General features: G+C 62.3%; 23 protein-coding genes and 1 pseudogene. 14 read left to right on the top strand and 10 right to left on the bottom strand.

The window, feature by feature from the left end; all coding sequences use genetic code 11:
* Positions 1-8 precede the first annotated feature (8 nt).
* The 6 genes from KHP07_RS07165 (at position 9) to dctM (ending at position 6,811) form a co-directional block, all read left to right on the top strand.
* Complete coding sequence (locus KHP07_RS07165) at positions 9-1,358, top strand: MmgE/PrpD family protein (protein WP_078048723.1); 1,350 nt, start codon at positions 9-11, stop codon at positions 1,356-1,358.
* Positions 1,359-1,367: 9 nt separating this feature from the next.
* Positions 1,368-2,561 carry a CaiB/BaiF CoA transferase family protein gene (locus tag KHP07_RS07170; protein ID WP_214496879.1) on the top strand — a complete coding sequence of 398 codons (1,194 nt, stop codon included), beginning with the start codon at positions 1,368-1,370 and terminating at the stop codon, positions 2,559-2,561.
* A gap of 123 nt (positions 2,562-2,684) precedes the next feature.
* Positions 2,685-3,500, top strand: coding sequence for an HpcH/HpaI aldolase/citrate lyase family protein (locus tag KHP07_RS07175; RefSeq protein WP_214496880.1), 816 nt, complete (start codon positions 2,685-2,687; stop codon positions 3,498-3,500).
* Between the two features lie 239 nt (positions 3,501-3,739).
* Positions 3,740-4,723: a TRAP transporter substrate-binding protein gene (locus tag KHP07_RS07180; RefSeq protein ID WP_078048720.1), complete on the top strand. Its 984-nt coding sequence runs from the start codon at positions 3,740-3,742 to the stop codon at positions 4,721-4,723.
* Between the two features lie 175 nt (positions 4,724-4,898).
* Positions 4,899-5,531 (top strand): TRAP transporter small permease, encoded by a 633-nt coding sequence (locus tag KHP07_RS07185; RefSeq protein ID WP_214496881.1) that lies wholly within the window; start codon positions 4,899-4,901, stop codon positions 5,529-5,531.
* Positions 5,531-6,811, top strand: a complete 1,281-nt coding sequence (gene dctM, locus KHP07_RS07190; protein ID WP_214496882.1) for a TRAP transporter large permease — start codon at positions 5,531-5,533, stop codon at positions 6,809-6,811. The genes KHP07_RS07185 and dctM overlap by 1 nt, the downstream gene beginning before the upstream one ends.
* Before the next feature lie 67 nt (positions 6,812-6,878).
* Here the strand turns inward: dctM and ampC are convergent, their stop codons facing one another.
* Positions 6,879-8,021, bottom strand: a complete 1,143-nt coding sequence (gene ampC / locus KHP07_RS07195) for a class C beta-lactamase (protein WP_214496883.1) — start codon at positions 8,019-8,021, stop codon at positions 6,879-6,881.
* A gap of 131 nt (positions 8,022-8,152) precedes the next feature.
* Between ampC and KHP07_RS07200 the strand changes: the two genes are divergently transcribed.
* On the top strand, positions 8,153-9,028 hold the full coding sequence (locus tag KHP07_RS07200) for a LysR family transcriptional regulator (protein WP_078048717.1): 876 nt from the start codon (positions 8,153-8,155) through the stop codon (positions 9,026-9,028).
* On the opposite strand, the gene KHP07_RS07205 is transcribed toward KHP07_RS07200, so the two are convergent.
* The 3 genes from KHP07_RS07205 to KHP07_RS07215 all read right to left on the bottom strand — a co-directional run bounded on the left by KHP07_RS07205 (position 9,018) and on the right by KHP07_RS07215 (position 10,857).
* Positions 9,018-9,302 carry a hypothetical protein gene (locus KHP07_RS07205; protein WP_100490530.1) on the bottom strand — a complete coding sequence of 95 codons (285 nt, stop codon included), beginning with the start codon at positions 9,300-9,302 and terminating at the stop codon, positions 9,018-9,020. The two genes, KHP07_RS07200 and KHP07_RS07205, sit on opposite strands and share 11 nt — an antisense overlap.
* Positions 9,303-9,430: 128 nt before the next feature.
* Positions 9,431-10,318, bottom strand: a complete 888-nt coding sequence (yghX, locus tag KHP07_RS07210) for a YghX family hydrolase (protein WP_214496884.1) — start codon at positions 10,316-10,318, stop codon at positions 9,431-9,433.
* Between the two features lie 44 nt (positions 10,319-10,362).
* Positions 10,363-10,857 carry a PaaI family thioesterase gene (locus KHP07_RS07215; RefSeq protein ID WP_100490531.1) on the bottom strand — a complete coding sequence of 165 codons (495 nt, stop codon included), beginning with the start codon at positions 10,855-10,857 and terminating at the stop codon, positions 10,363-10,365.
* Positions 10,858-10,966: 109 nt separating this feature from the next.
* On the opposite strand from KHP07_RS07215, the gene KHP07_RS07220 reads away from it, so the two are divergent.
* Positions 10,967-11,533, top strand: a complete 567-nt coding sequence (locus tag KHP07_RS07220) for a YceI family protein (RefSeq protein WP_223204456.1) — start codon at positions 10,967-10,969, stop codon at positions 11,531-11,533.
* Here KHP07_RS07220 and KHP07_RS07225 read toward each other — a convergent pair.
* Positions 11,530-12,420, bottom strand: coding sequence for a DMT family transporter (locus KHP07_RS07225; protein WP_214496885.1), 891 nt, complete (start codon positions 12,418-12,420; stop codon positions 11,530-11,532). The genes KHP07_RS07220 and KHP07_RS07225 overlap by 4 nt on opposite strands.
* Positions 12,421-12,511: 91 nt before the next feature.
* Between KHP07_RS07225 and KHP07_RS07230 the strand changes: the two genes are divergently transcribed.
* Positions 12,512-13,837: an aminotransferase-like domain-containing protein gene (locus KHP07_RS07230; protein ID WP_214496886.1), complete on the top strand. Its 1,326-nt coding sequence runs from the start codon at positions 12,512-12,514 to the stop codon at positions 13,835-13,837.
* A 28-nt stretch (positions 13,838-13,865) separates the two neighbouring features.
* Here KHP07_RS07230 and KHP07_RS07235 read toward each other — a convergent pair whose 3' ends face one another.
* Positions 13,866-14,297: a nuclear transport factor 2 family protein gene (locus tag KHP07_RS07235; protein WP_016979456.1), complete on the bottom strand. Its 432-nt coding sequence runs from the start codon at positions 14,295-14,297 to the stop codon at positions 13,866-13,868.
* 247 nt (positions 14,298-14,544) lie between these two features.
* Here KHP07_RS07235 and KHP07_RS07240 point away from each other — a divergent pair, with 247 nt between their 5' ends.
* The 3 genes and pseudogenes from KHP07_RS07240 to KHP07_RS07250 all read left to right on the top strand — a co-directional run.
* Entirely contained in the window at positions 14,545-14,763 is a 219-nt protein-coding gene (locus KHP07_RS07240; RefSeq protein ID WP_078048701.1) for a DUF6434 domain-containing protein, read from the top strand.
* Positions 14,760-15,230 carry a RidA family protein gene (locus KHP07_RS07245; protein WP_214496887.1) on the top strand — a complete coding sequence of 157 codons (471 nt, stop codon included), beginning with the start codon at positions 14,760-14,762 and terminating at the stop codon, positions 15,228-15,230. Before KHP07_RS07240 ends, KHP07_RS07245 begins: the two co-directional genes overlap by 4 nt.
* Positions 15,231-15,266: 36 nt before the next feature.
* Positions 15,267-15,521: pseudogene (locus KHP07_RS07250) on the top strand (CPBP family glutamic-type intramembrane protease); the annotation flags it as partial.
* 121 nt (positions 15,522-15,642) lie between these two features.
* Here KHP07_RS07250 and KHP07_RS07255 read toward each other — a convergent pair.
* Positions 15,643-17,352 (bottom strand): amidase, encoded by a 1,710-nt coding sequence (locus tag KHP07_RS07255; RefSeq protein WP_214497078.1) that lies wholly within the window; start codon positions 17,350-17,352, stop codon positions 15,643-15,645.
* Positions 17,353-17,407: 55 nt separating this feature from the next.
* Positions 17,408-18,196 (bottom strand): helix-turn-helix domain-containing protein, encoded by a 789-nt coding sequence (locus KHP07_RS07260; RefSeq protein WP_214496888.1) that lies wholly within the window; start codon positions 18,194-18,196, stop codon positions 17,408-17,410.
* 83 nt (positions 18,197-18,279) lie between these two features.
* On the opposite strand from KHP07_RS07260, the gene KHP07_RS07265 reads away from it, so the two are divergent.
* Together KHP07_RS07265 and KHP07_RS07270 are read left to right on the top strand one after the other, a co-directional pair.
* Complete coding sequence (locus KHP07_RS07265) at positions 18,280-18,585, top strand: DUF2834 domain-containing protein (RefSeq protein WP_122684845.1); 306 nt, start codon at positions 18,280-18,282, stop codon at positions 18,583-18,585.
* Positions 18,578-19,000, top strand: a complete 423-nt coding sequence (locus KHP07_RS07270; protein ID WP_214496889.1) for an MAPEG family protein — start codon at positions 18,578-18,580, stop codon at positions 18,998-19,000. The genes KHP07_RS07265 and KHP07_RS07270 overlap by 8 nt, the downstream gene beginning before the upstream one ends.
* 693 nt (positions 19,001-19,693) lie before the next feature.
* Here KHP07_RS07270 and KHP07_RS07275 read toward each other — a convergent pair.
* Positions 19,694-20,860 (bottom strand): GGDEF domain-containing protein, encoded by a 1,167-nt coding sequence (locus KHP07_RS07275; RefSeq protein WP_078048691.1) that lies wholly within the window; start codon positions 20,858-20,860, stop codon positions 19,694-19,696.
* A 109-nt stretch (positions 20,861-20,969) separates the two neighbouring features.
* Entirely contained in the window at positions 20,970-22,181 is a 1,212-nt protein-coding gene (locus tag KHP07_RS07280) for an MFS transporter (RefSeq protein ID WP_078048690.1), read from the bottom strand.
* Positions 22,182-22,235: the final 54 nt, after the last annotated feature.

The following is a 22,235-nucleotide window of genomic DNA, read 5'->3' on the forward strand; positions in this document are numbered from 1 at the left end:
GCGCGACCATGAGCCATACCCAAGCCTTGTGTCGGTTCCTTGCCGAGTTGAACGACACGCAACTGCCTGAAGAGGTGCTGGCGCGCACCGAAGACCTGTATCTGGATTGGCTGGCGTCGGCGCTGGCGAGCCAAGGCGCGCACCCGATTCCATTGTTCGAACGCTATGCACAGAAGATGGGCCCGAGCAGCGGCCCAGCGCAGGTGATCGTCAATGGCGCCAGCACCAGCGCGTATTTTGCCGCGCTGGTCAACGGCGCTTCGTCCCACTTGGTGGAGCAGGATGACCTGCACAACAGCTCCGTATTGCACCCGGCGACCGTGGTGTTTCCAGCGGCGCTGGCGGCGGCTCAGGACCTCGGCAGATCCGGTCGCGATTTGCTGCTGGCTTCGGTGGCCGGCTATGAGGCCGGTATCCGTATCGGCGAATTCATGGGCCGCTCCCACTACCGCATCTTTCACACCACCGCGACCGTTGGCACGTTGGCGGCGGCGGTTGCCGTGGGCAAGTTGCTGGATTTCAACGAAGAGCAGTTCATCAACCTGCTCGGCAGCGCCGGCACCCAGGCCGCCGGGCTGTGGGAGTTCTTGCGCGACGCCGCGGACTCCAAGCAACTGCACACGGCCAAGGCCGCAGCAGATGGTTTGCTCGCCGCTTACCTGACGGCGGATGGGCTGACCGGCGCGCGCAATATCCTTGAAGGCGACCAGGGCTTGGCGGCAGGCATGTCCAGTGATGCCGAGCCGAGCCGGTTGTCTGCCGACCTCGGCAGCCGCTGGGCGCTGCTGGAAACCTCATTCAAGTTCCACGCTTCGTGCCGCCACACCCATCCTGCCGCCGATGCGTTGTTGGATCTGATGCAGCGCGAAGGCCTTGCCGCTGCCGACATCGCCCAGGTGGAAACGCGCGTGCACCAGGGCGCCATCGATGTGCTGGGGCGGGTGACCGTGCCGACCAGTGTGCACCAGGCCAAATTTTCCATGGGCACGGTGCTGGGCCTGATCGCTGTGCATGGCAAGGCCGGACTCACGGAATTTCATGAGCAGGCACTGACCGACCCGGCCGTCTCGCGCTTTCGCGACAAGGTCAGCATGACCCTCGACCCCGACGTCGACCGCGCCTACCCACAACGCTGGCTTGGCCGCGTCACCGTCACCACCCTCGATGGCCGCACGCTGCACGGCGCCATCGACGAGCCCAAGGGCGATCCGGGCAACACCCTGAGCCGCGAAGAATTGGCGGATAAATTCCAGCGTCTCACCCGGTTCAGCGGCGCACGCACCTCGGCCCAGGCCGAAGGATTGATCGAAAAGGTCTGGGACTTGCGCAACGCCGCGTCCATGGCCGGCTGGCTTTAAGGAACTGTCATGACTCATCAACGACCGTTGGACGGCATCACCGTTGTCAGCCTGGAACACGCGATTGCCGCGCCATTCTGCACCCGTCAGTTGGCGGACCTGGGCGCCCGTGTGATCAAGGTCGAGCGCCCGGGTGCCGGCGACTTTGCCCGTGGCTACGACGAGCGCGTGCGCGGCCTGGCTTCGCATTTCGTGTGGACCAACCGCTCCAAGGAAAGCCTCACGCTTGACCTCAAGCAAGACGTGGCGGGCGATATTCTCGACACCCTGCTGGCGGACGCCGATGTGCTGGTGCAGAACCTGGCGCCGGGTGCCGCGGCCCGCATGGGCCTGTCGTTCGAGGCGTTGCATGCGCGCTTTCCGCGCCTGATCGTCTGCGATATCTCCGGTTACGGCGAAGGCGGGCCCTACGAGAAAAAGAAGGCCTACGACCTGCTGATCCAGAGCGAGGGCGGTTTTCTCTCGGTGACCGGCGGCCCCGGCGAAGACCAGATGGCCAAGGCCGGTTGTTCCATCGCCGACATCTCGGCGGGCATGTACGCCTACAGCGGCATCCTCTCGGCGCTGCTGTTGCGTGGCAAGACGGGCAAGGGCAGCCGCATCGACGTGAGCATGCTGGAAAGCCTGGTGGAGTGGATGGGCTACCCGATGTACTACGCGTTCGACGGCGCTCCCCAGCCACCGCGTGCCGGGGCTGCGCATTCGACGATTTATCCCTATGGGCCGTTTCCCACCGGCGACGGCGGCACGGTGATGCTGGGCCTGCAAAACGAGCGCGAGTGGGCGGCATTCTGCGACAAGGTGCTGCTCACGCCGGCATTGGCGACGGATGAGCGTTTCTCCGCCAACTTCAAACGCTCGGCCAACCGCGAGGTGCTGCGCCAGATCATCGTCGACAGCTTTGCCCAGCTTGACGCCGAAGCGGTGATCCAGCGCCTGGAGGACGCACAGATCGCCAGTGCACGTGTCAACGATATGCAAGGCGTGTGGGACCACCCGCAACTCAAGGCCCGCGACAGCTGGCGCGAAGTCGATAGCCCGGCGGGGCCGTTGCCGTCACTGCTGCCACCGGCCCGCAATGCCGCCTTTACCCCGCGCATGGATGCCGTGCCCGCGTTGGGGCAGCACAGCCAAGCCATTCTCGACCGTCTCGGCTTCAGCGCCGAAGCCATCGAGAACCTGAAAACCCGCGGCGTTATCTGACCCCGCACCCCGTTGTAGGAACCGGCTTGCCGGCGATGGCGGCCTTGAGCATGCACTGATTTCAAGGGCCTCATCGCTGGCAAGCCAGCTCCTGCATCGGGCGTGACAATAAGGAATTGTGTGATGCCAAACCCTCTTGTGCGCTCTGCGCTGTTTGTGCCCGGTAGCCGACCGGAGCGATTCTCCAAAGCCTTGGCCAGTGGTGCCGACGCAGTGATCGTGGATTTTGAAGACGCGGTCGAAGAACCGCTCAAGCGCCAGGCGCGGGACAACCTTGGGGTGTTCCTGACGGCCAACCCCAGCGCCCAGGTGTGGGTGCGCATCAATGCGCCGGAGCATGCCGAGCATTTCGCGGATGTGGCGTTCTGCAAAGCCCACTCGAACGTAGCGGGGGTATTGCTGCCCAAGGTCGAGAGCGCGGCCCAGGTCGCGTTGGTGGCGGCTAGTGGCAAAGTGATCTGGCCGATCATCGAGAGCGCGCGCGGCTTGTTGGCCGTGGCCGAAATCGCCCAGGCGCCGCAGGTGCAGCGCCTGTCGTTCGGTGGGCTGGACCTGGCCCTGGACCTGAACCTGAGCAGCAACTCCCCGGCCGCCCAGTTCGCCCTGGACCAGGCACGCCTGGCGCTGATCGTGCATTCCCGCGCGGCGGGCCTGGTCGCACCCTTGGACGGCGTACACCCGGCCATCGACGACCCCGAGGGCCTGCGCCGTTCGATCCGGCATGCCTATGAAATGGGCTTCGCGGGGGCCCTGTGCATCCATCCCAAGCAGGTGGCGGTGATCCATGAAGCGCTGGCGCCGAGCGCTGCGGACCTGGCCTGGGCCCAACGCGTGGTAGACGCCGGCGCCCATGGGGCAGGGGCCTACCAGATCGATGGGCAGATGGTGGATGCGCCGGTGTTACTGCGCGCGCAGCGGCTGTTGGCCGCCTCTATCTAGCTGGAGAAACCGAATAAAGAATGTGGGAGCGGGCTTGCTCGCGAATGCGGTCTATCAGGTACCTATAAATTGACTGACGCTCCGCATTCGCGAGCAAGCCCGCTCCTACATTGGATCGCTGTTGTAGCTCAGATTGGCGTTCGTCCAGACCGAACGCAGGTATCAAAAAATCGAAATTCACTACACGCGCGACATCAGGCACCTTGCCCTACAACACAACAATAAGAAGGTGATTTTCCATGCTCAAGTTTTCACGGGCGCTGCTGTGCGCCGCCACCTTATTTGCCGCAGGCCTGGCCCAGGCGGCGGACCCGATTGTCATCAAGTTCGCCCACGTCGTCGCCGAAAACACCCCCAAGGGCCAGGGCGCGCTGCTGTTCAAGAAGCTCGCCGAGGAACGCCTGCCGGGCAAGGTCAAGGTCGAGGTGTACCCGAACTCGTCGCTGTTCGGCGACGGCAAGGAAATGGAAGCGCTGCTGCTGGGCGATGTGCAGATGCTGGCACCGTCCCTGGCCAAGTTCGAGCAATACACCAAGCAAGTGCAGATCTATGACCTGCCGTTCCTGTTCAACGACCTGGCCGCCGTCGACCGCTTCCAGGCCGCCCAGGGCAAAGACCTGCTGACGTCGATGCAGGACAAGAACATCCTTGGCCTGGCCTATTGGCACAACGGCCTCAAGCAGCTCTCGTCGAACAAGGCACTGCATGAACCCAAGGACGCCCGTGGCCTGAAGTTCCGCGTGCAGGCTTCCAGCGTGCTCGAAGAGCAGTTCAAGGCGATCCGTGCCAACCCACGCAAGATGAGCTTTGCCGAGGTCTACCAAGGCCTGCAGACCGGCACCGTCAACGGCACCGAGAACACCTGGTCGAACTATGAAAGCCAGAAGGTCAACGAGGTGCAGAAGTACTTCACCGAGTCCAACCATGGCCTGATCGACTACATGGTGATCACTAACGCCAAGTTCTGGAACGGCCTGCCACCGGATATCCGCACCACCCTGGACCAGATCATGGTCGAGGTCACCGTCGAGGTGAACAAACAGGCCGAGGCGCTGAACCAGTCGGCCAAGCAGAAGATCGTCGACGCCAAGACCAGCGAAATCATCGAACTGACCCCGGAGCAACGCCAGCTGTGGCGCGAAGCCATGCGCCCGGTGTGGCAGAAGTTCGAGGGCGAAATCGGCGCTGACCTGATCAAGGCGGCAGACGCCTCCAACCAGTAATTGATTGCTGAAACAAACCCGACGCCTGTGGGAGCGGGCTTGCCCGCGATGGCACCACATCGGTGTTCCTGAAAGACCGAGTCGCCCGCATCGCAGGCAAGCCAGCTCCCACATTGATCCGGTTTCGTCAGTGACTTGTTGTGAATACCCCCGTCCAGTTTCGCGAGGTTTTGCCATGCAAACGCTAAGGCGCGTCTGGGAGCACCTGGAGGAAGGTTTTATCGCCTTCCTGCTGGCTGCCATGACCCTGGTGACATTCGTCTACGTCATGCTCAACAACATCTACACGCTGTTCTTTGCCCTGGCCGACAAGTGGGCCTTCAGCAGCAACTTCCTCAATGCCCTGGGCGATCACACCATGACCTGGGCCCAGGACATGACCTGGAGCGTGGCGCTGACCAAGGCCATGTTCGGTTGGCTGATTTTCTTCGGTATTTCCTACGGTGTGCGCACCGCCGGCCACCTTGGCGTGGACGCACTGGTCAAGCTGACCAAGCGCCCGGTGCAGCGCGTGCTCGGCATGCTCGCGTGCCTGTGCTGCCTGGCCTACGCCGGGCTGTTCATGGTCGCCAGCTACAAGTGGGTGAGTGCGGTGATGGGCGCGCATATCGGCGCCGAAGACCTCGACCAGTACGGCGTTGATGTGGGCGATATCGTGATCATCGTGCCCATCGGTTTCGCCATGGTGTTTATCCGCTACCTGGAAATTTTCTACCGCATCTTTACCCACCGTCAGGTCGGGTTGGGGCTGGCCGACGAGGCCGGTGAGGCCAGCAAGTTGGCCGGCAGCCATGAGGAGCGTCACTGATGGCCGTGCTCTGTCTGTTCTTGCTGTTATTCGTGTTTATGTTCCTGGGCGTGCCCATCGCGATTTCCCTGGGCCTGTCCGGCGCGGTGTCGATCCTGATGTTCAGCCAGGACTCGGTGAGCTCCCTGGCGATCAAGCTGTTCGAGACCTCTGACGCCTACACCTTTTTGGCGATTCCGTTTTTCCTGCTGTCCGGCGCGTTCATGACCACCGGTGGCGTGGCGCAACGCCTGATCGACTTCGCCAACGCCTGTGTCGGGCATATTCGCGGCGGCCTGGCGATTGCGGCGGTGCTGGCGTGCATGCTGTTTGCGGCATTGTCGGGGTCGTCACCGGCGACGGTGGCGGCGGTGGGCTCGATTGCCGTGGCGGGCATGGTGCGTTCCGGTTACCCGAAGGAATTCGGCGCCGGAATCATCTGTAACGCGGGTACGCTGGGCATCCTGATTCCTCCGTCGATTGTGATGGTGGTGTACTCGGCCGCGACGGAAACGTCGGTGGGCAAGCTGTTCATGGCCGGCGTGATTCCGGGCTTGCTGCTGGGGCTGATGTTGATGATCGCGATCTACATCGTCGCGCGCATCAAGAAGCTGCCGGCCCAGCCACGGGCGACCTTCCGCGAGTGGCTGACCTGCGCACGCCGCGCCTACTGGGGCCTGTTATTGCTGGTGATCATCCTCGGCGGCATCTACAGCGGCATGTTCACCCCGACCGAAGCGGCAGCGGTGGCGGCGGTGTACTCGGCGTTTGTCGCGCTGTTCGTCTACAAGGACATGAAGCTGCGCGATTGCCCCAAGGTGCTGCTGGAGTCCGGGCGCCTGGCGATCATGCTGATGTTTATCATCGCCAACGCCATGCTCTTTGCCCATGTGCTGACCACCGAGCAAATCCCCCAGGAAATCACCGCGTGGGTGATCTCTGAAGGGCTGACGCCGATTGGTTTCCTGATCATGGTCAACGTGGTGCTGCTGGTGGCGGGGAGCTTCATGGAACCGTCCGCCATCGTGTTGATCCTGGCGCCGATCTTCTTCCCGATTGCGATGAAACTGGGCATCGACCCGATTCACCTGGGGATCGTGATGGTCGTGAACATGGAGATCGGCCTGGTGCATCCGCCAGTAGGATTGAACCTGTTCGTGACCTCGGCGGTGACCGGGTTGACGCTGGGGCAGACCATTCGGGCGGCGCTGCCGTGGCTGATGATTCTGTTGGTGTTCCTGATCATGGTCACCTACCTGCCGTTTATCTCCCTGGCGCTGCCGCACTGGCTCGGCATGTAGTTGCAACCCTGCAACACCCTGTGGGAGCCGGGCAAGCCCGGCTCCCACATTTGATCTGTGCCTGTGCTTAGTGGTCCAACGCACTCAAGATCGCATGGGCCACTTTCACTCGTTCCGCGTTCGGGTAGTTCTTGTTGGCTAGAATCACCACGCCGATATCCTTGCTTGGCACGTACGCCACGTAGGCACCAAAGCCACGGGTCGAGCCGGTTTTGTTGTACAGCACGTTTGCCGGTTGCACCTGGGCTGGACTCAGCCACTTCACCTTGTGCGGCTCCATTGCCATTGGCGTGGAGTTGCCCTCTATCAGCGCTTGCAGCTTGATCGGGTAAGGGTAGTACTCCCAGCCCAGGCCCTGGGTCATACCGTTGACCTTGTAGTAACCGGTGTGTGTGGTAGCGATGGCCTGTTGCAGCGGTTTCTCCAGGGTTTGTGGGTGCATGTTCACTATCACGTAGTGCGCCAGGTCCTGAGTACTGGTCTTGATGCCGTAGGCCTCACTGTCCAGCGCGCCAGGGCCGACGCGGACAGGTTTGTGGTCCTTGTCATAGCCTTGGGCGTAGGCGCCGGCTTTGTCGGCAGGCACGCTGACGTAGGTGTTGTTCAGGCCCAACTTGGGCAGCAGGGTTTTTTCCATGGCCTCGTCGAACGGCTGGCCCAGGCTTTGTGCGCTGAGGTAGCCGAACAGACCAATGCTCGGGTTGGAGTAAAGACGCTGCTCACCCGGAGCATAAGTGGGTTTCCAATGCTGAAAATAGCCGAGCATGGTGTTGGCACTGTCAGCGGCGTCCGGGAACTGCAATGGCAGGCCGCCGGGGGTGTAGGTGGCGAGTTGCAGCAGGCTGATGCGGTCAAAGGCGCTGCCCTTGAGTGCTGCAAGATGCTGGCTGGCCTTGTCCGAAAGCTTCAGCTTGTTATTGGCCTCGGCGTAGCCGCCCAGGGTGGCGGTAAAGGTTTTGCTGACCGAGCCGATCTCGAACAATGTGTCTTGGGTAACGGGTTGCTGGTTGTCCTTGTTGGCGATTCCGTAGTTAAAGTATTGCACCTTGCCTTTGTCTACGACGGCCACTGACAGGCCGGCGATGCCTTGCTGCTGCATCAGGGGCTCGACGCTACTGTCCACGACCTTGCGCAGGTCGGTGGCGGCCGTGCAGGTTCCGGAGCCGATAAAAAGGGCTGAAAACAGGAAATTTCGTACGCTGGTGTTCATGGTGACTCGCTTCCATGTAGAGGGTGCACTGACGATTTGAGCCTGCGCAGGCGTCGCAAATCTAGTGGGATTCACCGCCCTCGACAAACGATGATATCTTGCAGCTGCCATTAGAAAATCTAGGGTAGAGCATGCTGCGTTCACATTTGCCCCTCAATGCCCTGCGCGCATTCGAGGCTTCCGCCCGCCACCTGAGCTTTACCCGGGCGGCCATCGAGTTGTGCGTGACCCAGGCGGCGGTCAGCCACCAGGTGAAAAGCCTGGAGGCGCAACTTAATCTCACATTATTCAAGCGCCTGCCACGGGGCCTTATGCTGACGCGCGAAGGGGAAACCTTATTGCCGGTGTTGCGTGAGTCCTTCGACCGCATCGCCCATACCCTCGGCCAGTTTGAGGGGGGGCACTACCGCGAGGTCCTCACCGTGGGGGCGGTCGGCACCTTCGCGGTCGGCTGGTTGCTGCCGCGCCTAACGGACTTCCAACGCCGTTATCCCTTTATCGACCTGCGCCTGTCCACCCACAACAACCGCGTCGACGTTGCCGCCGAGGGCCTGGACTATGCGATCCGCTTTGGCGCAGGTGCCTGGCACGGCACGGACGCCTGCGAACTGCTGGAGGCGCCGCTGACGGTGCTCTGCGTGCCACAACTCGCCGAGCAACTGCAGGCACCCGCCGACCTGTTGAAGCACACCTTGTTGCGCTCCTACCGCGCCGATGAGTGGAGCCTGTGGTTCCAGGCCGCCGGGTTGCCCGCCGATACCCTGGTGCCACGCAGCATCGTGTTCGATTCTTCGTTGGCGATGATGGAGGCAGCCTTGCAAGGCATGGGCGTAGCGTTGGCACCGGCGATGATGTTCTCGCGGCAACTGGAGAGCGACGTCATCCGCCAACCGTTCGATGTCGGCATTACCACCGGCAGCTACTGGCTGACCCGCCTGCAATCGCGGGCTGAGACCTCGGCGATGTTGGCATTCAAGGGCTGGTTGCGCGACACCGTCAATGCCTAGGCACCGGATAGGGCGGGTCGCAGAGGATTTTTTCATAGGTGCCCGGAAGCGGTGCAAGCAGCTCATATCGCTGTTCATCATATTGCACGCACAGCCAGAACTGACCGTAGGCGTCTAAATGGTCCACCTTCCATACCAGGTGACTCTCGACAAAAAACCGATAGAGATCTTGCTCCTTCGGGCACAACGGTATGACGGGCAAACGGGTGATTTTAATTCCGAAGTCAAGCCATGTAACAGACTCACCCAGCCTTTGGCAGGTTTCACAGGGCATTTTCAAGCGCTCCTTTTATAAAAACGTGGAGCATGAAGGCACTGGCTGGATGAGCAAGCAGACATTTGCGAAATGCACGTACGACCGAGCCGGTTGTGATCCAGTACCCGACCGGGCCGCACTCTGCCCTAGACGAGGTATTTGCGGAACCATCCCAGCGTCCTCTCCCACGCCAGATTCGCCGCCGCTTCGTCGTAACGCGGCGTTGAATCATTATGGAAGCCGTGGTTGGCGCCCTTGTAGATATACGCTTCATAGGGAGTGCCGGCTGCCTTCAACGCCTTCTCGTAAGCCGGCCAGCCTTCATTGATCCGCGTGTCCAACTCACCGTAGTGCAGCATGATCGGCGCCTTGATTCGCGCCACATCCTTGGCCTCTGGCTGGCGGCCATAGAACGACACCGCTGCGCCCAGTTCCGGGTATGCCACGGCGGCCGCATTGGTCACGCCGCCGCCGTAGCAGAAGCCGGTGATGCCGATTTTGCCGGTGCTGCTGTCGTGGTGCATCAGCCATTCGATGGCGGCGAAGAAGTCGTTCATCAGCTTGGTCGGGTCGACCTTCTGCTGCAGTTCCACGCCTTTTTCATCGTTGCCGGGGTAGCCGCCGACCGAGGTCAGGCCGTCGGGCGCCAGGGCGATGAAGCCGGCCTTGGCCAGCCGTCGGGCGACGTCTTCGATATAAGGGTTGAGGCCGCGGTTTTCGTGAACCACCACCACTGCGGGCAATTTGCCTGTGGCCTTGGCCGGGCGCACGAGGTAGCCGCGCACGGTGCCGTTGCCTGTGGGTGAGGGGTAGGTGATGTAGTCGGCGACGATGTCCGGGTCGGTGAATTTCACCTGTTCGGCCAGCGCGTAGTTGGGGCTCAGCGCCGCCAGCAGGGCGGAGGCGGTGAGGCCACCAAAGGTGAACAGCGCCGCGCGGTCGAGAAATTCGCGGCGGTTGATCTTGCCGTGGGCGTAGCCGTCATAGAGTTCCAGCAGTTCGGGGGCAAAGTCTTTCGCGGTCAGACGAGTCATCGGTGCAGTCCTCGATTAGCGGTGGCAGTCAATGTAGACCAGGATCAGCCCTCACGGCCATGGGCGGCGGCGGCCAGTTGGCCGGTGTCGACACGCACGAAGATCGAATCACCCACTGCGGTGAGCACGTCACCGGCGTACACCTCGCAGATCACGCGGGTCTTGCGCCCCACATCGCCCTCGACCCGTGCGCGCAGGGTGAGGGTGACGCCCATGGGCGTCGGCTTGATGAATTTGATGCCCAGGTTGCCGGTGACGCAGTCGATGCGCGGCAGGCTGCCGGGTTCGCGCTGTTCGGCGCGGTAGTGGTAGGCCATGGCGGTCCAGTTGGAATGGCAGTCCACCAACATGGCGATCAGGCCGCCGTAGACCAGGTCGGGCCAGCCGCTGTATTGGGCTTCGGGCAGGTGCTCGGCGACGAGGTGGAGGCCGTCCGCGTCCCAACGGCTCTTGATATGCAAGCCGTGGGGGTTGCTGCCGCCGCAGCCGTAGCAAATGCCTTCCGGCGCGGTAATATCCTGGAGTGAAGGGGCGTGCATGCAGAGTCCTTATAGGTGCGTGTGCGTCTACTCTGTTTAGCAGGACAGGCGCCGGATGGGAATAAATCCCTGGTGTCGCCCTGTGTCCTTACCTCTAGCGGAGCGCTGCATGAAACGACGAATGTCCCCGGTCGCGGTACTGGCCTTGATCCTTGCCTATGGCGCCAGCGCACAAGCGGTGGAGTACAAGGACGTCAACCGCACCGCCAGCCAGATCAGCTTTACCTACCAGCAATTGGGGCAGCGCGTATACGGCACCTTCAGCGACTTCGAGGGCACCTTGAACTTCGACACGCAGCAGCCGGAAGCCGGGCATGCGTTGCTCAAGATCCAGCTTGCCAGCATCGACGCCGGCAGCCCGGACGCCAACGACGAACTGCAGCGCGCGTCCTGGTTCGATACCGCGACCTATCCGGTGGGCGTGTACGAATCCACCGGCGTCAAGGCCCTGGGGGACAACCGCTACATGATCAGCGGCCACCTGACCATCAAGGGCACCACGCGCCCGGTGGACGTTGACGTGGTGCTCAAGGAACAGGGCGGCATTGGTGTGTTCGACGGTGAGTTCATCCTCAAGCGCGGCGATTTCAAGATTGGCGAGGGCGAGTGGGCCGGCAACAGCGTGGTGTCCAATGACATCAACATCAAGTTCAAGATGGTCGCGCCGCAGCGTTAACGCGCGAACTTCTTTGCGCCGGCCACGCAGCCGATCACCGCGACCGTCACCAGCACCATGCCCAGGCTGACCTGCTCATGCAGCAGGCCTGCCGCCAGCGCCAGGCCGAAAAACGGTTGCAGCAACTGCAATTGACCGACGGCGGCGATGCCACCCTGGGCCAGGCCGCGGTACCAGAACACGAAGCCGATGAGCATGCTGAACAGCGACACATAGCCCAGGCTCAGCCAGGCCGGCAGGCTGATGCCGGTGAAGGTTCTCGGCGCCAGCACCAGGCTCAAGGGCAGCACCACGGGAAGCGACACCACCAGCGCCCAACAGATCACCTGCCAGCCGCCGAGGCTGCGCGACAGCTTGGCGCCTTCGGCATAACCCAGGCCGCAGGCCAATACCGCCAGCAGCATCAGCACGTCGCCGGCTGGCGCGGCGCTCAGGCCCTGGGCCAAGGCATAACCCATCACCAGCGCGCTGCCGAGCACCGAGAACAGCCAGAACACCGGGCGCGGGCGTTCGCCGCCGCGCAGCACGCCAAAGACCGCAGTGGCCAGTGGCAGCAAGCCGATAAACACGATGGAGTGGGCCGAGGTCACGTATTGCAGCGCCAGCGCGGTGAGCAGCGGGAAGCCGATCACCACGCCAAGGGCGACGACCGCCAGCGACATCCACTGAGGGCGTGCGGGGCGTTTCTCCTTGAACAGCCACAGCAGCACTCCCCCCAAAACGGCCGCGATGGCGGCGCGGATCATGGTCAGGAAGACCGGGTCGAATTCCATCACCGCCAGGCGCGTGGCCGGCAATGAGCCGCTGAAAATCACCACGCCGATAAAGCCGTTGATCCAGCCTTGGGTGCCAGTGTCCAGGGTGTTGAGGCGAGAGGTACGTTCCATGAGGGTGTGCCCGAAGAAAGAGGGGGTTGCATGCGAGCCATCCTAGGGGCGAGCATTAAGACAATCAAAGAATTGTCATGGATACATCCCTATGCCCCGCGCCCGCTATAAATCCCTGGTCGACCGGTTCGCCGCAGACATCCGCAGCGGAAAGATGCCGCCCGGTACGCGCCTGCCGACTCACCGCCAGTTGGCTGCCGAACAGGGTCTGGCGCTGGTCACTGCCAGTCGGGTCTATACCGAGTTGGAGGCCATGGGGCTGGTCAGTGGTGAGACCGGGCGTGGCACCTTTGTGCGCGAAATCTCGCTGCCACCGGGGCAGGGCAGTGGGCAGATGACGGTGGCGGCGGGGATGCTCGACCTCAACTTCAATTACCCCTCGTTGCCGGGCCAGGCAGACCTGTTGCGCACGGCGTTACGCCAGTTAGCGTTATCCGGCGACCTCGAAGCCCTGCTGCGTTACCAGCCTCACGCCGGGCGCCAGCATGAGCGTGCTGCATTCGCACGGCATTTGCTCAGCCGAGGATTGAGCGTGGAGGCCGACCAGGTGCTGCTGGTCAGCGGCGCCCAACACGGCTTGGCGGTCACCCTGATGGCGTTGCTCAAGCCCGGGGATGTGATCGCGGTGGATGCGTTGACCTACTCGGGCTTCAAGGTACTGGCCGAAACCCTGCACCTGGAAATTGTCGCGATCCCGGTGACGCCGACCGGCCCGGACCTGGAAGCCTTGCAAAACCTTTGTCGCAAGCGCCCGGTGCGCGCCGTATACAGCATGCCGACCCTGCACAATCCCCTCGGTTGGGTGATGGATCTGACCCAACGCGAACGGCTGGTGTCCATCGCCCGTCAGCACAATCTGGTGATCATTGAAGACGCGGCTTACGCGTTCCTCGTTGAAGACCCACCGCCCCCGGTGGCGACGCTGGCGCCGGAACGCACGGTGTATGTGGGTGGGCTGTCAAAAAGCGTGGCGACGGGCCTACGCGTGGGGTTTGTCGCGGCGCCGATGGAATCGGTAAAGACGCTGGAGCGGACCATCATGGCCACCACCTGGAATGTACCCGGTGTGATGAGCGCCATGGCGGTGGCATGGCTGGAGGATGGCACCGTGGCACAGCTTGAGGCGCAAAAGCGCGAGGACGCCCAGGCACGCCAGGCTTTGGCCGCTCAGGTGTTCAAACGGCTGACCACCATCAGCCATCCCTCGTCGTATTTTCTATGGCTGCCGTTGGCGGAAGACGCCCGGGCCGATCAGGTCGCCATGACCTTGCAGCGCGACAATATTTCAGTGTCCACCGCCGAGCCGTTTGCCGTCTCGGGACATGTCCCGCATGCGTTGCGGTTGGCCTTGGGGTCGGTGCCGATGTCGGCACTGCGCGAAGCGTTGCTCAAGGTGCGCAAGGTGGTGGCGTGGTGAGCCGGTTTCAGCGGCTCACCGCTGGGCATCAGTACTTGTAAGCCTGACGCCCGATCAGCAGCCATTTGCCTTTCTGCTTTTGCCACACCTGGAAGTTGTCGATATCCGTCGGCACTTCGACACCGCTGTTCACCGCCAGGGCGTGGAAGTGGTTGCGCACCAGGGCGGTGTCGCCTTGCAGGGTGATGGTCTGGTTTTGCATTTCCAGGGTCTTGAACGCGCTGGTGTGGGTTTCCAGGTCAGCGATGAATTGATCTTTGTTCTGCACCTTGCCGCTGGAGTGGCCGTAGGTGAGCTTGTCGGCGGTCAGCGCGTGAAGCTGCTTGAGGTCCAGGTGAAGCATGGCTTGGGTCAGTTGGTCGACCGCTTGGGCCACATCCTTTTCGGCAGGGGCAGGCGCGGCTGCGACATAACCGGTGAACAGGCACAGAAAACCGATCAGCACTTTGACGTTTTGCATGGGTGTTTCCTTATTGTTGTTGGGGGCTGGCACGACAGCTTGAGTCGTCGTACAACCATGCAATATTTCGAGTGGGGAAGGAAAGTGAAATTTCGAAATATGTTGAAAAGATTAGGCTTTAAGGCGTTATAAAACACACGAAAACTTATACGATGTCTCAACACGTTGATCTAATCATCCCTCGCTTCCTGTGCAAGTAGCACATCGCTATGCTACTGCCGAAACCTGACACTGCCCGAGAGACAAAATGGATTTTGACTGGCACAGCGACACGCTCACCCGCGCCACTCCGGTAACCCCACACTACAAAAACACTCAAAACGTCCGCCGCTTCATGCGTGAACACTGCGGCCCAGGGTTCAAATTCGACCGGCCGTTCATGGCCTGGATCCGCAACGAGGTGCCCAAGACTCTGGGCGACGTGGTGGACGAGTGGCAACGCCGAAACGAGGATTCACGCCCATGACACCCGACGAAAAATACCAGGCCGCCCAGCAACGTCTCGGCTATCAGCTGGATGAATTCAAAGTCGGTGGCAACTACATGCCACTGGTTCGCGACGGTAACCACCTGTACATCAGCGGCCAGATTCCCCGGGTCGGCGATGCCATCGTGCTGCCGGGCAAGGTCGGAGACACCTTGACCTTGGCCCAGGCGCAAATCGCCGCCGGTATCAGTGCATTGCGCTGCCTGGGTTTGCTCAAGCAGGCCTTGGGTTCGCTGGACCAGGTCAAGGCAATCCTGCGCATCACCGTGTATGTGCGCAGTGCCGAGGATTTTGACCAACAGAGTGAAGTGGCCAACGGCGCGTCGGACTTGCTGCACGAGATTTTGGGCGCCGCCGGAGTGCATACGCGCACCTCGATTGGCGTGATGCAGTTGCCGAAATCGGCGGCGGTGGAGATCGATATGATTGCGGTGGCGCACGGTTGAGCCATCGATGATTACTCAAGGCATGGCGGTACTGAGTTTCGCGGGTTCTTGCAGGGCTATCTGGAGCAACATGTCACGCCGTTGCGTGCGGCATTGGGCAGTGGCGTGGCCTTCGCGGCCTGCCATGGGTTCCTGGCCTTGAGTGTGACTCAGCTGGGCTGGCCAGTGTTGCTGTTTACCTTGATCGAAGGGTTGGCGTGCGCGCTGGTGCGCATGCGCTACGGGGTGTTGGCGGCGACATTGACCCATGGCACGGCAATCCTGTTGATTGCCGTGCCCCACATTGCCTGATCTGAAACACAGGCGAAAATATGGGAGCGGGCTTGCTCGCGAAAGCGGTGGATCAGTCAGCCTATTTGTGGCTGACGGACCGTATTCGCGAGCAAGCCCGCTCCCACATGTTTGACCGCGTTTAGCCAGCTGCCAGCGGCGGCGTACGTGGCGGAGCCAGGCGCTTGCTGCCGGTCGATTCGTACGCCGACGCAAACCGCAGCAACGCCGAATCGTCATACGCCCGTCCGGCAAACGTCAGCCCCACCGGCATGCCGATATCGGCCATCACGCCCATCGGCACGGTGACGGTCGGTACGCCCAGGTGGCGGATGGCGAGGTTGCCGTTGGCGACCCACACGCCGTTGCTCCAGGCGATGTCAGCCGACGCTTCATTCACGTCAGCATCCGCCGGGCCTACGTCAGCCACGGTCGGGAACAGCACGGCGTCGAGACCGAGCGTGTCCATCCAGTCTTCCAGGTCGATGCGGCGGGTCTGTTCCAAACCGCGCAGGCCATCGGGGACCGTGCTGATCTCGTTCCACGGGGTAATGCCGCGTTCGGCCATGCGCACGTATTCGTCCATGCCCGCGGCCAGGTCGTCCTCACGGTTGGGCAGGGTGCCGGGATCGTGGGGGAAGATTTTCGGGCCGTCCACATCCGCCAGGCGGTTGAGGGCTGGGTCATTGTTGGCACGCAGGAAGTCATCAAAGGCCCAGGCCGACAGTTCCCACAGTTCATCGTGGAGGAACTCCTTGGACACCAGGCCACGGGTAAACACGGTGGGTGCGCCAGGGCGGTCGCCTTCGCAGTTGGACACCAGCGGGAAGTCTACGTCGATGACTTCGGCACCGGCCGCAACCAACGCTTGGCGTGCGTCTTCCCACAGGTCGATCACGCTGGCGCGGGTGTTGATCTTCTGCCCGGTGGGACCGCCGATGCCCGGTTTTTCACTGGTGCCGGCGTCAGGATCGGCGTTGATGTACATGCGCGGCACGCCAAAGCGTTTGCCGGCGAGGGATTCGGAACTCACGGCCAGTTCAGCGTAGGACGTCGGGCGAACCGAGGCGACGCTCGGGATCGGCACCCAGGGCTGCAGGCGCCACAGGTCGCCACGGGTGTCCGTGTCTTCGGCCACCACCACGTCGAGGATTTCCAGCAGGTCGGCCATGGTGCGCGCGTAAGGCACCACCACGTCCATGGTCGGCGTTAGCGGCCAGTTGCCGCGCACCGAAATTACCCCGCGAGACGGAGTGTAGGCGCACAGGCCATTGTTGGACGCCGGGCCACGGCCGCTCGACCAGGTTTCTTCGGCCAGACCAAACGCTGCAAAGCTCGCTGCCGTGGCGGTGCCGGCACCGTTCGACGAGCCGGAGGCAAACGGCGCGGTCAGGTAATCGGCGTTATACGGGCTTTCCGCGCGGCCATACACACCACGCTGCATGCCGCCATTGGCCATCGGCGGCATATTGGTCTTGCCCAGGCAGATGGCGCCACCGGCGCGCAGGCGCTCGATGGTGAATGCATCGCGTTGGGCGACCAGGTTGGCAAACGCCGGGCTGCCGGAGGCGGCGGTCAGGCCCTTGACCAGGTAGCTGTCTTTGGCGGTGTAGGGAATGCCATCCAAGGGCCCCAGGGTTTCGCCTTTGGCCCGGCGTGCATCGGACACCTCGGCTTCTTTCAGGGCGTCGGGGTTGCGCACCACCACGGCGTTCAAGGCGGTGGCGGTCTGCGGGCCGTCGTAGGCATCGATTCGCGCCAGGTAGGCCTGGACCAGTTCAACCGCCGTGGTCTGGCCGGATTCAAGCGCAGCGCGCAACTGGGCAATGGAGACTTCGGTAACTTGCATCAGGTTTTTTTCGCCGCCTTCAAGTGGGGGGTATGGCGGCAGTCTACGTACAGATATTTCACAAAACCAGCGCCGCATAACTCGCATAGGCACCGCGCATCACCTGCCAGGTGGCCTCGTCGGCGGGAATCAGATGTTCGATCCGCAGGGAGGTGAGGGTGATGTCCTGGGGCATGCCGAAGGTGGTGAAGGTAGACAGAAAACTCAACTCTCCATGGCTGGAGCGAATGCGCGTCAGCACCAGCGGCGGCATCTGTTCAGGCCGTTCGGTGCTGGCCGGTGTGGGCAAGCTCGCCAGCAATGTAGCCAAGCCAGGATTGTCCAGCGCCTCACGGGTGGCGCGCTGCCAGGCCAGGGTGCGGATCTCCTCGGCATTGATCAAGTGATCGCCCAGGCCGCCGGGCTGCAGCAGCGTGGTCAGCAGGTTCACGCCGTCGGCGGCATCCGGCGCTATGCCCACCAGTGCGAACAGCACGCCGGTGCTGGCATTCGCCGCCAGCACTTCCCATTGGCTGCCCAACAGGATCGCCGGGGCTGGATTGTTGGCGTGCAATACATGGCTGACCGCTTCGCGGATCGCGGCCATGGCGGGGGAGGCGAGCGGCGTTGCGCTGTAGCGCGGCGCGTATCCAGCGGCGAGGAACACCTGGTTGCAGCGATCCAGCGGTGCTTCGAGCGCTGTCAGCAGGTTATGCAAGGTCCCTGGGCTCGGCTTGGCCCGGCTGGTTTCGATGCAACTGAGGTGACGCTGGGAAACGCCAGTGATCAAGGCCAGGTCGAGCTGGCTCAGCTTGGCGTGCCTGCGCAGTTGGCGCAGGTGTTCGCCGGCGGTAGCAGGGGTGTCCATGGCGGGATCATGACCTCCGAGGTCATTGCGAGGGCCCGAACCCTATCACTAACGTGGGCCTTTATCACCTCAAGGACGCGACCATGAAAAGACCCTATGTTGCCCTGGCTGGTTTGCTCGGGTTTTCGCTGTACACCCTGGCGACGATGCTCACGGCTGAGCAGTCGCTGCTGGCCTTTGGACGGGAACTGCTGTCACGGCCGGACACCGCGCAAGTGGTGATCGACCTGTACCTGATGGCGGTGCTGGCGTGCGTGTGGATGTACCGGGACACGCAGCGTCGCGGTCGGTCGGTGGCGTCAGTGGTGCCGTATTTTTTGCTCACGGCGGTGTTTGTGTCGGTGGGGCCGTTGCTTTATCTGGTGGTGCGGGGTGGCCCAGATGAGTGAGCTTCTGCAGGTCTACGCACTGTGCGTGCTGTTGCTGTGCCTGAAGATGTTTGCGATTTCCTGTTATCAGGGAGGCTTTCGGCTACGGGCGCGGGCGTTTACTAATCGGGAGGATGCGGCGTTCTTCAGCTGCGCCGCGCAGGCAGAGGAACTGCCGCAGGTGGTGAGGGCGGGCAAGGCGTGGGCGAATGACCTGGAGAATATTCCGCTGTTTTTTGTGATGGGCGGGTTGTGTGTGGTGTTAGGCACGCCCAGCGGGGTGACTGCCGGGCTGTTCGGCGGTTTTACCTTGGCGCGCGTGGCGCATACGCTGCTGTATTTGGGCGGATGGCAGCCTTGGCGCACGCTTGCCTATGCGGTTGGTACGGTGTGTCTGTTCGGGTTGGGTGGGTTGGTAGCGGGCGGTTTGCTCTGACGTAATTGTCGGCGCCGGCTGAGGGGTAGGCCTTCAGGGCATAGGTATCTATACAGTTCTGAGTACGGCGCTGGACCTGTGGCGAGGGAGCTTGCTCCCGCCAGCGCTCGTATGGACGACCACAATCTAACTGTCACCCCGCAATCCAAATGTGGGAGCTGGCTTGCCTGCGAAGGCGGCCTGATAGCCGGCCTGGATGTTGGATCTGATCGGGTACATATCCGTTGTTTAGGTAAAGGCTTCTATTGGTTCCGCCCTTACGGCGGCTCACTTTTGAAAAGCCCAAAAGTAATCAAAAGGCTCTTGCCCCAACACTCGGCACCTCGCTTAGGCTCGGTGTGCCCGTAATCCGACAGTGATTTGGGGGGCCGCCGCCACGCGCCATCCATGGCGCGGGGCGGCTAAACCGGCATCCCTGCCGGTTTACCCCCCAAATCCCTGTCGAATTCCGGCCAGCGTGTTTGATGGGGCGCCTAAGATCAAAAGCGAGATCAAAAGCCAGATCAAGATCAAGATCAAGAGCGGCTCGCTTCGCATCGTGGGTACGGGGTGGGTACGCGGTTTTGTAGGCGCTGGCTTGCTGGCGATGGCGTCGACTCGGTCTGCCTGATGGACCGTCGCCAGAAACTATTTGGCGAGCTGTGCGTTGGAGTCGGTGAGGACTGGGCGTAGCGTGGCGGTCAGTTACGACCTTTAACCGTAGGAGCTTGAACCCGTGCGGTCGACAAGGCGGATGCTATCCCGCCCACCCCGCTTGGACTCATACAGCGTGGTATCGCCTTGCTCAATCAACGCCGCCAGGCTTGGCGGCGGTTGATCGAACAGGTTGGCGCCGATGCTCAGGGTCACCGGCGCCGGCGTGTTGAAGGTTTGCGAGGCCAGTTGGTGAAACTGGTCGCGCAGGCTGCTGCCCAGTTCGACGATCTGTTCGGTGGAGGCCGGGTTGAGCAGGATCACGAATTCATCCCCGCCCAGGCGTGCCGCCAACGCGCCGTGGGGCACCACGCCGCGGATCATCTCGCTCAAGGCGATCAGCAAACGGTCGCCGGCGGTATGGCCGTGGAGGTCGTTGACCGATTTGAAGTTGTCGATGTCGATCAGCAGCAGCGCACCCGGTTGCGCCGGCGACACTTGGGCCAGCAGGCGCGGTGCGCGCAGGTCGAGGGCGCGGCGGTTGTACAGCGCGGTCAGTGGGTCGCGAGCGGCAAGGCGGGCGATCTGTTGTTCGCGGCGGTAGCGTTCGGAGCCGGTCATCGACAATGCAATCAGCATGATCGCCATGGCGCCTTCCACCAGGGAGACCTGAATGATCTCGCCCTTGAAGGCGGCAAGGTCGATCAAGGTGCCGGGGACCAGCACCGACAGTGCCTTGGCCACATAGAACGCCCCGTGGATCAGCAGTACATAGCGCAACTGCACCGCGCCGATGCTCAAGGATTTGCCGTGGGGCCGTAGCAGGAAGCTGGCGCGCAACGTCGGCAATGCCACCAGCAGCGACTGCACGCCCAGCATGGCTTTGGACCACGGCAGATCGGCTGGCAGGGCCAACATGCCCAGCCAGACCACCAACATCAGCAGCCACAGCGGCGACAGGCGCACTTGGGTGAACCGCGCCACGCCGAGCAAAAACAGAAAGTGCGCGGTCACCAGCAAGCCATTGGCGAACCAGATGCCAATCATCAAGAAGCCATTGAGGCGCAGCAGCGCGAGGGTGGAGCCGACGGTGATGGTGGCGAAGCCGGCGCTCCAGTACAGCAGCGAAGGTTCGCGCACACTGCGCCATTCAACGGCCAGATACAGGGCGGCAGCGGCTGCCAGGGCAACGGTGAGTGCCAAAATCGTAGGAGGGTCGAGCGTCATTTCTTGCCGGGTCTGCCTGGTGTGCGTTTAGAACCGGGATTGTAAGCGCACACGCAGGTTTTTCAGAGCTTTCATCGTGGTGGCACACGGCCAGGCGATGATCGGCAGGTCAGGCGCCCTTGGTCGTGGGCAGCAAGACCGTGAGGATGCCCACCAGCGGCAGGAACGAACACAGCTTGTAGACGTACTCGATACCGTGGGTATCGGCGAGCAAACCGAGCAAGGCTGCGCCAATCCCGCTGAACCCGAACATCAGGCCGAAGAAGATCCCGGCGATCATGCCCACGTTACCCGGCACCAGTTCCTGGGCATACACCACGATGGCCGAGAAGGCCGACGCGATGATGAACCCGATCACCACGCTCAACACCGCCGTCCAGAACAGATCGACGTAGGGCAGGGCCAGGGTGAACGGCGCGGCGCCAAGGATGGAGAACCAGATAACTTTCTTACGGCCGATCTTGTCGCCGATCGGGCCGCCGGCGAAGGTGCCGACGGCCACGGCGCCGAGGAACAGGAACAGGTACATCTGGGAGCTTGCGACCGACAGCTGGAATTTCTCGATCAGGTAGAAGGTGAAGTAGCTGGTCAGGCTGGTCATGTACCAGTATTTGGAGAACACCAGCACGGCCAGCACCACCAGGGCGAAGGTCACGCGGCCTTTGGACAAGCCGTGGGTGGCTTTGCCGCCTTGCTTGAGCTTGAACAGGTTGAGGTGGTTGCGGTACCAGCGGCTCAAACCGTAAAGCACCAAGATGGCGAACACTGCAAACAACCCGAACCAGGCGATATTGCCCTGGCCGTAAGGAATGATGATCGCGGCCGCCAGCAACGGGCCGAAAGCACTGCCGGTGTTGCCGCCGACCTGGAAGGTGGATTGCGCCAGGCCGTAGCGACCGCCGGACGCCAGGCGCGCAACGCGGGAGGTTTCCGGGTGGAAGGTCGACGAGCCGACGCCCACCAGGCCTGCTGCGAGCAGAATCGCCGGGAACGTGCCGACAAACGCCAGCATCAGAATGCCGATCAAGGTGCAGACCATGCCCGCCGGCAGCAGCCAGGGTTTCGGGTGGCGATCGGTGTGGTAGCCGATCCACGGCTGCAGCAGGGATGCGGTCAGCTGGAACGTCAGGGTGATCAGGCCCACCTGGGTAAACGACAGGCCGTAGTTGGCCTTGAGCATTGGGTAGATCGACGGCAGCACAGCCTGGATCAGGTCATTGATCAAATGCGCCAGGGCGCAGGCGCCGAGAACACGCATGACCAAAGGGCTGGCTTGGGGTGTGGTGGTTGCAGCGGCGGGTGACGCGGTGAGGGTCGACATGCAGGCATTCCATACAAGGCAGCTAATCAGAGGCGGCAACTTCTTAAGGTCGCC

The organism is Pseudomonas sp. VS40, from assembly GCF_018587885.1.
Classification (GTDB): domain Bacteria; phylum Pseudomonadota; class Gammaproteobacteria; order Pseudomonadales; family Pseudomonadaceae; genus Aquipseudomonas; species Aquipseudomonas pergaminensis.

Coding starts and splice junctions, on each gene's coding strand:
- KHP07_RS07170 (WP_214496879.1), top strand. CDS start 1,368: ATGACTCATCAACGACCGTTGGACGGCATCACCGTTGTCAGCCTGGAA.
- KHP07_RS07275 (WP_078048691.1), bottom strand. CDS start 20,860: ATGACGCTCGACCCTCCTACGATTTTGGCACTCACCGTTGCCCTGGCA.
- KHP07_RS07215 (WP_100490531.1), bottom strand. CDS start 10,857: ATGCACGCCCCTTCACTCCAGGATATTACCGCGCCGGAAGGCATTTGC.
- yghX (WP_214496884.1), bottom strand. CDS start 10,318: ATGACTCGTCTGACCGCGAAAGACTTTGCCCCCGAACTGCTGGAACTC.
- KHP07_RS07225 (WP_214496885.1), bottom strand. CDS start 12,420: ATGGAACGTACCTCTCGCCTCAACACCCTGGACACTGGCACCCAAGGC.
- KHP07_RS07260 (WP_214496888.1), bottom strand. CDS start 18,196: ATGGACACCCCTGCTACCGCCGGCGAACACCTGCGCCAACTGCGCAGG.
- KHP07_RS07220 (WP_223204456.1), top strand. CDS start 10,967: ATGAAACGACGAATGTCCCCGGTCGCGGTACTGGCCTTGATCCTTGCC.
- KHP07_RS07230 (WP_214496886.1), top strand. CDS start 12,512: ATGCCCCGCGCCCGCTATAAATCCCTGGTCGACCGGTTCGCCGCAGAC.
- KHP07_RS07185 (WP_214496881.1), top strand. CDS start 4,899: ATGCAAACGCTAAGGCGCGTCTGGGAGCACCTGGAGGAAGGTTTTATC.
- KHP07_RS07205 (WP_100490530.1), bottom strand. CDS start 9,302: ATGCCCTGTGAAACCTGCCAAAGGCTGGGTGAGTCTGTTACATGGCTT.
- KHP07_RS07240 (WP_078048701.1), top strand. CDS start 14,545: ATGGATTTTGACTGGCACAGCGACACGCTCACCCGCGCCACTCCGGTA.
- KHP07_RS07235 (WP_016979456.1), bottom strand. CDS start 14,297: ATGCAAAACGTCAAAGTGCTGATCGGTTTTCTGTGCCTGTTCACCGGT.
- KHP07_RS07265 (WP_122684845.1), top strand. CDS start 18,280: ATGAAAAGACCCTATGTTGCCCTGGCTGGTTTGCTCGGGTTTTCGCTG.
- KHP07_RS07165 (WP_078048723.1), top strand. CDS start 9: ATGAGCCATACCCAAGCCTTGTGTCGGTTCCTTGCCGAGTTGAACGAC.
- KHP07_RS07270 (WP_214496889.1), top strand. CDS start 18,578: ATGAGTGAGCTTCTGCAGGTCTACGCACTGTGCGTGCTGTTGCTGTGC.
- KHP07_RS07245 (WP_214496887.1), top strand. CDS start 14,760: ATGACACCCGACGAAAAATACCAGGCCGCCCAGCAACGTCTCGGCTAT.
- KHP07_RS07175 (WP_214496880.1), top strand. CDS start 2,685: ATGCCAAACCCTCTTGTGCGCTCTGCGCTGTTTGTGCCCGGTAGCCGA.
- KHP07_RS07280 (WP_078048690.1), bottom strand. CDS start 22,181: ATGTCGACCCTCACCGCGTCACCCGCCGCTGCAACCACCACACCCCAA.
- KHP07_RS07180 (WP_078048720.1), top strand. CDS start 3,740: ATGCTCAAGTTTTCACGGGCGCTGCTGTGCGCCGCCACCTTATTTGCC.
- dctM (WP_214496882.1), top strand. CDS start 5,531: ATGGCCGTGCTCTGTCTGTTCTTGCTGTTATTCGTGTTTATGTTCCTG.
- ampC (WP_214496883.1), bottom strand. CDS start 8,021: ATGAACACCAGCGTACGAAATTTCCTGTTTTCAGCCCTTTTTATCGGC.
- KHP07_RS07200 (WP_078048717.1), top strand. CDS start 8,153: ATGCTGCGTTCACATTTGCCCCTCAATGCCCTGCGCGCATTCGAGGCT.